Here is a 12677-nt window from a genome sequence, read left to right as displayed (position 1 = left end):
GGGTGTCGCGCCGATCAGGCCTTCTCGCCGTACCACTTCGAGACGAGGTGGTCGGCCTCGACCCGGCGGATGGTGCCCGAGTGCGAGCGCAGCACGATGCTCGACGTGCGGATCATGCCCTGCTTGCGCGTGACGCCCGCGACGAGTGCACCGTCGGTGACACCCGTGGCGACGAAGTACGCGTTGTCGCCCGTGACGAGGTCGTCCTGGTCGAGGACGCGGTCGAGGTCGTGACCGGCGTCGATCGCCTTCTGGCGCTCGGCGTCGTCCTTCGGGGCGAGGCGGGCGAGGATCAGGCCGTCGAGGGCCTTGACCGCGCAGGCCGTGATGATGCCCTCGGGCGTGCCACCGACACCGACGCACATGTCGATGCGGGAGTCGGGACGGGCGGCGTTGATGCCACCGGCGACGTCACCGTCGAGGAGCAGGCGGGTCGACGCGCCCACGGCCCGGATCTCGGCGATGAGGTCGGCGTGACGGGGACGGTCGAGGACGGCGATCTGCATGTCCTCGACGGCGATGCCCTTGGCGGCGGCCAGGGCGGTGATGTTCTCGCCGATGGGACGGTCGAGGTCGATGATGCCGCGGCCCTCGGGGCCCGTGACGATCTTGTCCATGTAGAAGACGGCGCCGGGGTCGTACATGCTGCCGCGGTCGCTGACGGCGATCACCGAGAGGGCGTTCATGCGTCCCGCCGCGGTGAGGCTCGTGCCGTCGATGGGGTCGACGGCGATGTCGCAGGCCGGGCCGAAGCCGTTGCCCACGTGCTCGCCGTTGAAGAGCATCGGGGCTTCGTCCTTCTCGCCCTCGCCGATCACGACCACGCCGTCGAACGCCACCGTGCCCAAGAACTTGCGCATGGCGTCGACCGCGGCCTTGTCGGCGGCGTTCTTGTCGCCCTTGCCGATGAACGGCGCCGAACGGATCGCGGCCGCCTCGGTGGCCCGGACCAGTTCCATGCCGAGGTTGCGGTCGGGGTGCGAGTAGAGGGTTCCGGAATCCGTGTCAGCCATGCTCCGGATCTTACCCGCGCCGCGCCTCCCGACCGGGCTCCGACGACCAGGACGAACAGACGTGCGCTGACTAGGGTGGATGAGCCACCAGCCGTGATCGAAGGAGATTCAATGCCCGTCGCAACCCCCGAGCAGTACGCCGAGATGCTCGACAAGGCGAAGAACAAGGGCTTCGCCTACCCCGCCGTCAACGTCTCGTCGTCGCAGACGATCAACTCCGTGCTGCAGGGCCTGACCGAGGCGGGCAGCGACGGCATCATCCAGGTCACCACCGGCGGCGCCGACTACTTCGCCGGCCACACCGTCAAGAACCGCGCCGCGGGCGCCATCGCCTTCGCCAAGTTCGCGACCGAGGTCGCGAAGAACTACCCGGTGACCGTCGCCCTCCACACCGACCACTGCCCGAAGGACGCCCTCGACGGCTTCGTGCTCCCGCTCATCGCCGCCTCCGAAGAAGAGGTCCGGGCCGGTCGCAACCCGCTGTTCCAGTCGCACATGTGGGACGGCTCGGCCGTCCCGCTCGACGAGAACATCTCGATCGCGCAGGACGTGCTGAAGCGCACCAAGGCCATCAACGCCATCCTCGAGGTCGAGATCGGCGTCGTCGGCGGCGAAGAAGACGGCGTGCAGCACGAAGGCACCAACGACGCGCTCTACACCACGGTGGGCGACGTCACCCGCGTGGTCGAGGCGCTCGGCCTCGGCGAACACGGCCGCTACATCGCCGCCCTCACCTTCGGCAACGTGCACGGCGTGTACAAGCCGGGCAACGTCAAGCTGCGTCCCGAACTGCTCGGCGAGATCCAGCAGGGCATCCAGGAGAAGTTCGGCACCGCCGCGAAGCCCCTCGAACTCGTCTTCCACGGTGGTTCGGGGTCGTCCGACGCCGAGATCGCCGAGGCCGTCTCGAACGGCGTCGTCAAGATGAACCTCGACACCGACACGCAGTACGCCTTCAGCCGGTCCATCGCCGACACCGTGTTGAAGAACTACGACGGGTTCCTCAAGGTCGACGGCGAGGTCGGCAACAAGAAGCAGTACGACCCCCGCGCCTGGGGCAAGGTCGCCGAGAGCGCCATGGCCGCCCGCGTCGTCGAGGCGACGAAGCAGCTCGGGTCGTACGGTCAGTCGGCGAGCTGACCCGCGCCTCCTGGTCGCACGACGAAGCCCCCGAGCGAGTGCTCGGGGGCTTCGTCGTGGGAGCGAGGGGTGGACGTCAGTTCGACCCCGAGAAGTAGTCGTTCGTGAAGCTCTGCATCGCCTCGGCGAAAGCCGGGTCACCCATCAGGATGGCTGCCGCCCCGAAGCCCTGCACGAGGCCGAAGACCACACCGGCGACGAGGGGCACCACGAAGCCGAGACGCCCGGCACGCAGCCGCCGGAGGGTCCACCAGGTCGAGACGGCGAACAGCGTCACGGCCAGCACGGCCATGACGACCCCGAAGGTCTGCAGCGCAGCGGACGAGCCGAACCCCGAGAGGTCGAGCCCGAACGTCTCGAACTGGGCGAGCTGCGTCGTCGCGTAACCGGGCACGCGGGCGACGGCCTGGATCGCCCCGAAGGCACCCAGCCCGATCAGGGCGAACGTCGCCACCCGGTCGATGCGCCGCCCGGTCGAGAGCGCAGGAGGCGCGGTGCGGGTCTCGTCACCGGGGCGGACGTCGGTCGAGACCGCGGGCCGGGCGCCCTGACCGGCGACCCGCGCCTCCTCGGCGGCGTCGGCCTCGGCCGCGGCGGGATTGACCCAGCCCTCGGGCGCGTACTCGCCGTAGCGCGGCTTCGGTCGGTCGTCGGTCATCGGGTGCGACCGCCGAGGCCGCGGGCGTCGACCTGGCCCGTCGCGTCTTTCCGCAGCTCTTTCGGCAGTGAGAACATCAGGTCTTCCTCAGCCGTGACGACCTCGTGGACGTCGACGTAGCCGGCGTCCGACAGGTCGGCCAGCACCTCGTCGACGAGCACCTCGGGAACCGACGCGCCGGAGGTGACCCCCACCGTCTCGACGCCGTCGAGCCACTCCTGCTTGATCTCGTTCGTGTAGTCGACGCGGTAGGCGGCCTTGGCGCCGTGCTCGAGAGCGACCTCGACGAGACGCACGCTGTTGGAGCTGTTCGCCGATCCGACGACGATGACGAGGTCGGCGCCCTGGGCGACCTTCTTGATGGCGACCTGGCGGTTCTGCGTGGCGTAGCAGATGTCGTCGCTCGGGGGGTTCTGGATGTTCGGGAACCGCTCACGCAGTCGACGCACGGTCTCCATCGTCTCGTCGACGCTGAGGGTGGTCTGCGACAGCCAGACGAGGTTGTCGGGGTCGGCGACGACGAGGTCGTCGACCTCGCCCGGGTTCTGCACCAGGGTGGTGCGATCCGCCGCGTGGCCCATCGTGCCCTCGACCTCTTCGTGCCCGGCGTGGCCGATCAGGATGATGTGCCGGCCCTGGTTGCCGAAGCGCACGGCCTCGCGGTGGACCTTCGTGACGAGGGGGCAGGTCGCGTCGATGGCCTGCAGCTCGCGATCCGCCGCACCCTTCACGACGGCCGGCGAGACGCCGTGCGCGCTGAACACGATGTGCGACCCCGGGGGCACCTCGTCGACCTCGTCGACGAAGATGGCCCCCTGGCTCTCGAGGGTCGCGACCACGTGCACGTTGTGGACGATCTGCTTGCGGACGTAGACGGGCGCGCCGTAGTGCTCGAGGGCTTTCTCGACCGCGATGACGGCGCGGTCGACGCCGGCGCAGTACCCGCGGGGTGCCGCGAGCAGCACCTGCTTGCGTCCGTTGACGGGGGTATCCTTTAGCCTGTTCCGCACCGCAGGAACACGCGGTGTCGGCAGGTCGATGGCGAGGGCGCCGTTGGAGATGTGGCTCACCCGACGAGTCTAGGTGTGCCGGACTGGTCGCGTACTGGGAGAGACCGCGCGACCGGTCGATCACCGGGGTCGCCGCTCGTCCTGCCGGTGTCGACCACCCCTCGAACGGAGCTCCATGACGATCGTTCCCCCTCCCCCCACCGCCGAGTCCCCGTGGCCCGTCGGCCTCCTCGCGAGCAAGGTGCGCGACTGGATCGACCGCCTGGGGACGGCCTGGGTCGAGGGCGAGATCACCCAGTGGAACGTCTCGGGCGGCAACGTCTACGGCAAGCTCCGCGACCTCGAACACGACGCGACCGTCTCGTTCTCGATCTGGTCCAGCGTGAAGTCACGCGTACCCGCCGACCTCAAGCAGGGCGACCGGGTCATCGCCGCCGTCAAGCCGAACTACTGGGTCAAGGGCGGCAGCCTCACGATGCAGGTCTTCGACATGCGCCACGTCGGGCTCGGCGACCTCCTCGAACGACTCGAGCGCCTCCGTCGCCAGCTCACGGCCGAGGGGCTCTTCTCCCCCGAGCGCAAGCGGGCCCTGCCGTTCCTGCCCGGCTGCATCGGCCTCGTCACCGGCAAGGACAGCGACGCCGAGAAAGACGTCCTGCGCAACGCCCAGCTGAGATGGCCCTCGGTCTCGTTCCGCGTCGTGCACTCGGCGGTGCAGGGCGACCGCATGGTCGGCGAGGTCACGGCGGCGATCCAGCGCCTCGACGCCGACGACGAGGTCGACGTCATCATCGTCGCGCGAGGCGGCGGCGATTTCCAGAACCTCCTCGGCTTCAGCGACGAAGGCCTCGTCCGCGCCGTCTCGGCGTGCACCACGCCGGTCGTCAGCGCCATCGGGCACGAGGCGGATCGGCCGCTCCTCGACGACGTCGCCGACCTGCGCGCGTCCACGCCCACCGACGCCGCGAAACGGGTCGTCCCCGACGTGACCGAAGAACTGTCGCGCGTGCAACAGGCGCGCACCCGCATCGGCGTGCGCCTGACCTCGCTGGTCGCCACCGAGATCGACCGGCTCGAACAGATCCGCAGCCGGCCGGTGCTGGCGTCGCCCCAGACCCTCGTCGACGTGCGGGCCGACGAGGTCGTCCGGGCGGTGGCCCGCGGCGAAGAACTCGTCGGCCGGGCCGTCGAGAGGGCGCACACCCGCGTCTCGGAGCTCACGGCCCAGCTGCGCGCCTTGTCGCCGCAGGGCACGCTGCGCCGCGGTTACGCGATCGTGCAGCTGCCGTCGGGCAGGGTGTTGCGGTCCCCCGCCGAGGCCCCCGCCGAGACGCGCCTGCTCGTGACGACCGACGGAGGCGCGGTGGGCGCCGTCAGCACCGGCGCCTCCTCCCCAGGCTCCGACGCTCCCGACGAGTCGTCACCCGTGGCGTCCGCCACGACCTCCGTCAGCACCCCTCGTTAGGATCGTCGCGTGGACACCACCCCGACCAGCACCCCGCCCGACGTCTCGTCGCTCAGCTACGAGCAGGCCCGCGACGAGCTCGTGTCCGTCGTGTCCGAACTCGAGCAGGGCGCCTCGACCCTCGAGCGCTCGCTGGCCCTCTGGGAACGCGGCGAGGCGCTCGCCCGGCGCTGCGAAGAATGGTTGATGGGGGCGCGGGAGCGCCTCGAGGCGGCCCGCCGTCAGGGGTCGGCAGAATGACCTCCCCCTCCGACGGCGGTCCCCGGGGCTCGCGACGTCCCCGAGAGCCCCGCATCGTCGCCGAACTCGGCCGACCCGAGACCCCGGACGAGACCGCCGCGCGCAAGGCCGAGAACACCCGCAAGCACTACGCGAACCAGACGGCGATCAACCTGACCCTGTCGATCGTCGCCTCGCTCGGCATCGTGCTCTTCCTCGTGCTCGTCGTGGTCCGCCCGAGTGGCACGGTGAACCGGCAAGAGATCGACTACGTCCAGGTCGCGTCGCAGGCCCAGGCGAGCGTCGACGCCCCCCTGGCCGCGCCTCCGCTGCCCGACGGCTGGAGCTCGAACGCCGCCGAGGTCCGGTCCACGACCCGCGACGACGTGCCGACCTGGTACGTGGGGCTGATCACGCCGGCCCAGCAGTTCATCGGGCTCGAACAGGGCATCGACGCCAATCCGACCTGGGTCAGCCTGCAGGTGCAGAACGCGGCGGCGACGTCGACCCGGTCGATCGGCGGTCTGACCTGGGACGTCTACGACCGGCGCGACGCCGACGACCCGGGCAACTACGCCTATGCCCTGACCACCACGGTCGACCGCAGCTCGTACGTGCTCTACGGCACGGCCGACGATGCCGAGTTCGACGTGCTGGCCACCTCCCTTGCCGAGCAGATCTCCAGCCAAGAAAGCGAATGACGTGACCCGACACGACCCCGCCGCCGGCGTGCCCGCCACCGCGGTCCCTTCCGCACCCGAGAACACCGCGACGTCCCGGCCCACGGACGTCTCGGCCATCGCGCCGGTGAGCGCGTCCGAGCCGGGGACGGCATGGAGCCGGATGGTGGACGGCAACCACCGTTTCGTCGAGGGGGCACCTCGCCACCCCCACCAGGACAGCGACCGGCGGTCGTCCCTCGCCGCCGGCCAAGAGCCCGTGGCGGCCCTCTTCGGATGCGCCGACTCGCGACTGGCCGCCGAGATCATCTTCGACGTCGGCCTCGGTGACCTCTTCGTCGTGCGCAACGCCGGCCAGGTGGTCGGCGACACCGTCATCGCCTCGCTCGAGTTCGCGGTCTCGGTGCTCCACGTCCCCCTCATCGTGGTGCTCGGCCACGACAGCTGCGGCGCCGTCGCCTCGGCCATCGACTCCATCGGTTCCGACGCCGCCCCCGGGTCGGCCTTCCTGGGTGGGCTGATCGACATGATCATGCCGTCGGTCGAGCGTGCCCAGCTCGACCTCGAGACGGGTGCCGACCTCGACCCCCGCACGGTCGGCCAATTGCACATCGAGGCGTCGGTCCGCACGCTCGTCGACCGGTCCGCCCTCATCGCGTCCGCCGTCGCGGACGGTAAGTTGGCCGTGGTCGGCGCGAACTACGACCTCGCCAACGGGCGGGTCGACCCTTCGGTCGTCGTCGGCCGACTCTGAACCGAGTCGGTGCGAACGCTCCGACGCCCCGCGCCCTCGACGGGCGCAGCAGCCCGGCAGGGCCCGAGGAAAGGACCACGACGTCGTGACCACATCCGAGACCGAGTACCGCATCGAGCACGACACGATGGGCGAGGTGCGGGTGCCCGCATCGGCCCTCTACCGCGCCCAGACGCAGCGTGCCGTCGAGAACTTCCCCATCAGCGGGGCCGGTCTCGAGCCGGCGCAGATCGTCGCGCTCGCTCGCATCAAGCGCGCGGCCGCCCTCGTGAACGGCGAGATGGGCATCATCGACCGTCCCGTCGCCGATGCGATCGTCTCGGCCGCGGACCAGATCATCGGTGGCAGCCATCACGACCAGTTCCCGGTCGACGTCTACCAGACCGGCAGCGGCACGTCTTCGAACATGAACATGAACGAGGTGCTCGCCACCCTCGCCGGAACGGTCGACGGCGTCGCCGTCCACCCCAACGACCACGTCAACGCGTCGCAGTCGTCGAACGACGTGTTCCCGACCTCGGTGCACGTCGCCGTCACGGGCGCGCTGCTGCACGACCTGGTGCCCGCCCTCGACCACCTGGCGGTCGCCCTCGAGAAGAAGGCCACGGCCTGGTCCGACGTGGTGAAGGCGGGCCGCACCCACCTCATGGACGCCACGCCGGTCACGCTCGGGCAGGAGTTCGGCGGCTACGCCCGGCAGATCCGTCTCGCGATCGAACGGGTGCAGAGCGCCCTGCCGCGCGTGGCAGAGGTCCCCCTGGGCGGAACGGCCACCGGCACCGGCATCAACACGCCTCAGGGCTTCCCGCAGCGGGTCATCGCCGCCCTCGCGGACGACAGCGGGCTGCCCGTCACCGAGGCGCTCGACCACTTCGAGGCGCAGGGGGCCCGCGACGCGCTCGTCGAGGCCTCCGGTGCCTTGCGCGTGCTCGCCGTGAGCCTCACCAAGATCAACAACGACATCCGCTGGATGGGCTCTGGGCCCAACGCGGGTCTCGGCGAGCTGCACATCCCCGACCTGCAGCCCGGCTCGTCGATCATGCCGGGCAAGGTCAACCCGGTCATCCCCGAGGCCGTGCTCATGGTCTCGGCACGGGTGATCGGCAACGACGCGACGATCGCCTGGGCGGGCGCGTCCGGAGCCTTCGAACTCAACGTGGCGATCCCCGTGATGGGGACGGCGTTGCTCGAGTCGATCCGCCTGCTCTCGAACGCCACCCGCGCCCTGGCGGACAAGACCGTCGACGGGCTCGAGGCCAACGTCGAGCACGCCCGGGCCCTCGCCGAGTCGTCCCCGTCGATCGTGACGCCGCTCAACCGCGTCATCGGCTACGAGGCCGCGGCGAAGGTGGCCAAGCACGCGGTGGCCCAGAAGCTCACCGTTCGCGAGGCCGTCGTCGATCTCGGGTTCGTCGAGCGGGGCGAGGTCACCGAGCAGCAGCTCGACACCGCACTCGACGTGCTCAGCATGACCCACCCGGGCTGAGCCCACCCGCCTGAGTCCAGCCCCGAGCGGCCCGGGTCGAGCCCTCCGTCCTGAGCCCATCCCCGGCCGGCCGGGACCACAGCACGTCGAGGAGGCGCGCGCCCGTCGTCGACGGACACGCGCCTCCTCGACCTTTAGGCTTCTCTACCCTCTCGCCTGCCTGTTCGCGTTCCTGTTCCCGTTCCCGTTCCCGTCGACGGGGGCACGCCGCGACGCGGACCTCACGGACCCGTCACGACGGCATCGACGGCGACGGCCACCGACGGGCTGGCCACGACACACCAGAAGGCCGCGAGCAGGCACGGCCCGAAAGGGATGCCCCGGCTGACCGATGCCAGCTCTGGCCACGGAGGCGTGCCGGCCCGTCGCGACCTCGAGCCCAACGCCCGAACGCCGGCCACCCCGACCGCGAACGTTCCGGCAAGAGCCCAGAGACCCAGGAGGGCCGCCGGGCTACCCGTCGCGACGAGTCCGCTCAACACGGCGCCGAGCTTGACGTCCCCCATGCCCAGGCCGCCGGCGATGGCGGCCACCAGACCGAGCACGGCGGCGACCAGGGCGAAGGCCAGGCTCGTGGCCGCCGTGGCGATACCGCCCCCCGCGACGAGCAGGACGGTCGACACCCCCCACGCACCCGCGGCCACTCCGACGAGGACGTTCGGCAGTCGACGCTCGGCGATGTCGATCCAGACCAGGGCCGGAGTCACGGCCGCGACTCCGAGACATCCGACGAGCGTCACCGCCCCGGCGCTCGCGCCCGTGAGGGGGCCGGCATCCAGTGTGGCGGCAGCGACCGTGACCGCCGACAGTGCAGCCGCGGCGACTGCTTCGAGGGCCTGCGTGCGCTCCTGTCGCGGTCCATCACCACCTCGAACCGCTTCCCCGTCCGACGAGCGCGTCCCGTCCGGCGAGCGCGTCCCGTCCGGCGAGCCCGTCCCGTCCGACGAACCCGTCCCGTCCGGGGACGCCGTCTCGTCCACGAGACCTTCCGACGAGCTCACGATGCTCCTGATGACGAGGCCGTCTCCGATCCCGACCGACCCGAATGCGGAGTACGTCCCCGAGCTGGTCGGACCAGATGCCACGGGCGTCGACCTCGCGTGCGCCGAGTTCGCGGACGGTGGGCACGGCCCGTCGTCACGACGAGTCGCCGTCGAGGTCGCCGGGCGTCGTCGAGCACCGCGTGCACGGCCTCGACGATGAGCGATCGATGGTCGCGCACCATCTCGTAGCTGGCTCGAAGGGCGGTTCGTCCCTGGACCGTGATCGCGAGGTCCTTCAGACGGTCCGCGTCGAACGTGTCGCCGTGCCACCTGCGCCCGTCGAGTTCGAGGGCGACGACACCGTCGACGACGACGTCGATGCGGCGGCGATCCTCCGGGCCGACCCGGGTCTGGGACTCGACGCGGTGCCCCAGGTCGGCGAACGTCACCCGCATGACGCTCTCGATGAAGCTCTCGCTCCGCGGATCGGCCCAGTCGACGATGCCCCTCACATCGGCGGGAGCCTCGGCGAACGCCGCGTGCAGTCCGGCGACTGAGAAGTGACCGCTCGACAGCGCCCAGTCCAGGAGGGCGACGGCCTCGTCGAGAGGAGCCGCCGTCACGGCGTCCACCAGAGCGGTGCCGACGGGAACGGCCCAGGCCGCCCGCCGTGCGTCCTCCGATCCGTGTTCGTCGTCATCCGGCGGACGGGGCACCGGCCCGGGTGACGGACGACAGGGCACGCCCCCGTCGGAGCGCCACAGCACCCTCGCACCGTGCCTGGCCCGAAGTCGTGAGGCTCCAGGGGGCACCACGACGCTGACGATCGGAACGGTGGTCCACATCCACGCCCCGAGGAGGGCCAAGAGCGACGCCCCGGTCAACCGGCCCCCGATGCGCACGGCCTCGTACCGTGCGTCCCCCGGCGCGAAGGTCGTGTACCACCCGCGTCGGGCTCGGTGAACGTGCCCGGATCGCACTGCTGCGGTGAGCATCCGGTCGGTGGCTCCGAGGGCGACGAGATCCCGCTTGTGGAGGACGCCGCCTGCCCTCCTGACGTGGGTCGCGATCTGCTGCATGCCGACAGGCTGACGCGACCCGCGCCTCCTCCGCGGCGCACGAGAGCCCGCCGGTGGAGAACGTCCGCGTCGCGCGAGGTGGGGCCGAGGCGTCCCTCACCGCGGCTCGTCGACCCCGCGGCTCGTCGACCCCGCGGCGCGCCCGTGCCCGCGCCCCGCGCCCGTCCGGGCGTTCCCGACCATGCTGGCAAGTCCGGAGAATACCGCCCACCGACCTCGACACGGCCTCGAACCGTGTCGGATTGCTGAGTTGCCGACCGGCAGGTGGACCCTGGTGCCGGTCGAGCACGGCACGGGTCGCACCGAGACGCCGACTCGTCACGGACCACCGAGCACCACGCGACCCCGAGCACAGTCCGGTGGGCAACTCAGGAGAACGGCGACCAGGTGCGGCCCTGACTCCCCGCAGCCTGCCGATCGCCGGAGTTGCCGACACGACGCGCGGTGGCGGACACGCAGGAGGCGCGACGCCAGAACGCAGGACGCGCAGCGCCAGACACGCAAGACGCGCGGCGCCAGACCGCGGGAGGCGCAGCGCCAGACCGCAGGACGCGCGGCGCCAGACACGCAGGACGCGCGGCGCCAGAACGCAGGAGCCGCGGCGCCAGACCGCAAGGAGGCGCGGGTCAGGTGACCCGCGCCTCCTGCGTCCCTGCTACACCAGGTCGTTCGACTCGAGCATCTCGGTGACGAGGGCGGCGATCGCGGACCTCTCGGAGCGGGTCAGCGTCACGTGACCGAACAGCGGGTGACCCTTGAGCGTCTCGATGACCGAGGCGACCCCGTCGTGCCGGCCGACGCGCAGATTGTCGCGCTGCGCCACGTCGTGGGTCAGCACCACCCGCGAGTTCTGGCCGATGCGACTCAGGACGGTCAGCAGCACGTTGCGCTCGAGGGACTGCGCTTCGTCGACGATCACGAAGGCGTCGTGCAACGACCGGCCCCGGATGTGCGTCAGGGGCAGGACCTCGAGGATGCCCCGCTCGACCACCTCGTCGAGGACGTTCTGGGACACGATCGCGCCCAGCGTGTCGAAGACGGCCTGCGCCCACGGGTTCATCTTCTCGCCGGCGTCGCCCGGGAGGAACCCCAGGTCTTGGCCGCCCACCGCGTAGAGCGGGCGGAACACCATGATCTTCTTGTGCTGTTGCTTCTCGAGGACGGCCTCGAGGCCGGCGCAGAGCGCGAGGGCCGATTTGCCCGTGCCGGCGCTGCCGCCCAGCGACACGATGCCCACCTCGGGGTCGAGCAGCAGGTCGATCGCGAGGCGCTGCTCGGCCGATCGACCGTGCAGCCCGAAGACGTCGCGATCGCCGCGGACGAGACGAGCCTCGCCGCGGGCGACCACGCGCCCCAGTGCCGAGCCCCGCTCCGAGTGCACGACCACCCCGGTGTTCACGGGGACGTCCGCGAGCGCACGGGCGGAGATCTTCTCGGACTCGTAGAACGAGGCCATCTGGTCGCTCGACACGTCGATCGAGGTCTGCCCGGTGTACCCGCTGTCGACGACCTGTTCGGCCCGGTATTCTTCGGCGGCCAGTCCGATCGACGCGGCCTTCACCCGCAGGGGCAGGTCTTTCGAGACGACCGTGACGGCCAGCCCGTCGGCGGCGAGGTTCGACGCGACGGCGAGGATGCGCGAGTCGGCGTCGTTCAACTGCAGGCCCGAGGGCAGGACCGACATGTTCGAGTGGTTGAGCTCGACCCGCAGGGAGCCCCCGTCACCCACGGCCACCGGGAAGTCGAGACGGTCGTGCTTCACGCGGAGGTCGTCGAGGAGGCGCAGGGCCTGGCGCGCGAAGTAGCCCAGCTCGGGGTCGTGACGTTTGCCCTCGAGTTCGCTGACGACGACGACGGGAAGCACCACGTCGTGCTCGGCGAAGCGGAAGAGCGCCTGCGGATCGGACAGCAACACCGAGGTGTCGAGCACGTACGTGCGTTGGGCGACCGACTGGTCACCCCCCGTCGTTGCTGCAGTGTTGCGTTCGGTTGAGGTGATGTTCGACGCGGTCACGACCACTCCGTCCTCGGGCGGCTGGGCACCCGGGTACCTTCGGCAGAGACGGCCGCGGAGCAGTTGCGAGGCGAACTTTCGTGGCCGTCTCGATCGGGCTCCTTGCCCGATGTGACGAACCTACGACGCGCCTCCGACATCCGCATCATCGACACCACCGTGTCGTGTGACGATCA

General features: G+C 70.8%; 12 protein-coding genes. 6 read left to right on the top strand and 6 right to left on the bottom strand.

What is annotated here, in order from left to right:
- Positions 1-14: 14 nt before the first annotated feature.
- On the bottom strand, positions 15-1013 hold the full coding sequence (gene glpX / locus OVA02_RS05835) for a class II fructose-bisphosphatase (RefSeq protein ID WP_267659400.1): 999 nt from the start codon (positions 1011-1013) through the stop codon (positions 15-17).
- A gap of 111 nt (positions 1014-1124) precedes the next feature.
- Here glpX and fbaA point away from each other — a divergent pair, with 111 nt between their 5' ends.
- Positions 1125-2153: a class II fructose-bisphosphate aldolase gene (fbaA, locus tag OVA02_RS05830; RefSeq protein ID WP_043597847.1), complete on the top strand. Its 1029-nt coding sequence runs from the start codon at positions 1125-1127 to the stop codon at positions 2151-2153.
- 76 nt (positions 2154-2229) lie between these two features.
- Here fbaA and OVA02_RS05825 read toward each other — a convergent pair whose 3' ends face one another.
- Positions 2230-2811 (bottom strand): DUF6264 family protein, encoded by a 582-nt coding sequence (locus OVA02_RS05825; RefSeq protein ID WP_056048781.1) that lies wholly within the window; start codon positions 2809-2811, stop codon positions 2230-2232.
- A complete protein-coding gene (locus OVA02_RS05820) occupies positions 2808-3872 on the bottom strand; it encodes a 4-hydroxy-3-methylbut-2-enyl diphosphate reductase (RefSeq protein ID WP_233568507.1) in 1065 nt (354 codons plus the stop codon). Before OVA02_RS05820 ends, OVA02_RS05825 begins: the two co-directional genes overlap by 4 nt.
- Positions 3873-3996: 124 nt before the next feature.
- Between OVA02_RS05820 and xseA the strand changes: the two genes are divergently transcribed.
- From xseA to OVA02_RS05795, 5 genes are all read left to right on the top strand, one after another.
- Positions 3997-5286: an exodeoxyribonuclease VII large subunit gene (gene xseA / locus OVA02_RS05815; RefSeq protein WP_056048784.1), complete on the top strand. Its 1290-nt coding sequence runs from the start codon at positions 3997-3999 to the stop codon at positions 5284-5286.
- A 9-nt stretch (positions 5287-5295) separates the two neighbouring features.
- Complete coding sequence (locus OVA02_RS05810; RefSeq protein WP_056048788.1) at positions 5296-5526, top strand: exodeoxyribonuclease VII small subunit; 231 nt, start codon at positions 5296-5298, stop codon at positions 5524-5526.
- On the top strand, positions 5523-6206 hold the full coding sequence (locus tag OVA02_RS05805; RefSeq protein WP_056048791.1) for a DUF4245 domain-containing protein: 684 nt from the start codon (positions 5523-5525) through the stop codon (positions 6204-6206). The genes OVA02_RS05810 and OVA02_RS05805 overlap by 4 nt, the downstream gene beginning before the upstream one ends.
- Before the next feature lie 142 nt (positions 6207-6348).
- Positions 6349-6939 (top strand): carbonic anhydrase, encoded by a 591-nt coding sequence (locus OVA02_RS05800; protein WP_056049244.1) that lies wholly within the window; start codon positions 6349-6351, stop codon positions 6937-6939.
- Between the two features lie 85 nt (positions 6940-7024).
- Complete coding sequence (locus OVA02_RS05795; protein WP_255350807.1) at positions 7025-8425, top strand: class II fumarate hydratase; 1401 nt, start codon at positions 7025-7027, stop codon at positions 8423-8425.
- A gap of 221 nt (positions 8426-8646) precedes the next feature.
- Here OVA02_RS05795 and OVA02_RS05790 read toward each other — a convergent pair whose 3' ends face one another.
- The 3 genes from OVA02_RS05790 to OVA02_RS05780 form a co-directional block, all read right to left on the bottom strand.
- Positions 8647-9132 carry a prepilin peptidase gene (locus tag OVA02_RS05790; RefSeq protein ID WP_056048795.1) on the bottom strand — a complete coding sequence of 162 codons (486 nt, stop codon included), beginning with the start codon at positions 9130-9132 and terminating at the stop codon, positions 8647-8649.
- Between the two features lie 290 nt (positions 9133-9422).
- Positions 9423-10031, bottom strand: a complete 609-nt coding sequence (locus tag OVA02_RS05785; RefSeq protein WP_267659399.1) for a hypothetical protein — start codon at positions 10029-10031, stop codon at positions 9423-9425.
- Between the two features lie 1111 nt (positions 10032-11142).
- Positions 11143-12486, bottom strand: a complete 1344-nt coding sequence (locus tag OVA02_RS05780) for a PhoH family protein (RefSeq protein WP_267659683.1) — start codon at positions 12484-12486, stop codon at positions 11143-11145.
- Between the last annotated feature and the right edge of the window lie 191 nt (positions 12487-12677).

This window comes from Frigoribacterium sp. SL97, assembly GCF_026625765.1.
In the GTDB taxonomy this organism is placed as follows: domain Bacteria; phylum Actinomycetota; class Actinomycetes; order Actinomycetales; family Microbacteriaceae; genus Frigoribacterium.
This window is presented reverse-complemented; position numbering and strand designations above follow the sequence as displayed.

Bases quoted from the DNA above. Each gene is read 5' to 3' on its own strand.
- glpX (WP_267659400.1), bottom strand. From the start codon at position 1,013: ATGGCTGACACGGATTCCGGAACCCTCTACTCGCACCCCGACCGCAAC.
- fbaA (WP_043597847.1), top strand. From the start codon at position 1,125: ATGCCCGTCGCAACCCCCGAGCAGTACGCCGAGATGCTCGACAAGGCG.
- OVA02_RS05825 (WP_056048781.1), bottom strand. From the start codon at position 2,811: ATGACCGACGACCGACCGAAGCCGCGCTACGGCGAGTACGCGCCCGAG.
- xseA (WP_056048784.1), top strand. From the start codon at position 3,997: ATGACGATCGTTCCCCCTCCCCCCACCGCCGAGTCCCCGTGGCCCGTC.
- OVA02_RS05805 (WP_056048791.1), top strand. From the start codon at position 5,523: ATGACCTCCCCCTCCGACGGCGGTCCCCGGGGCTCGCGACGTCCCCGA.
- OVA02_RS05800 (WP_056049244.1), top strand. From the start codon at position 6,349: ATGGTGGACGGCAACCACCGTTTCGTCGAGGGGGCACCTCGCCACCCC.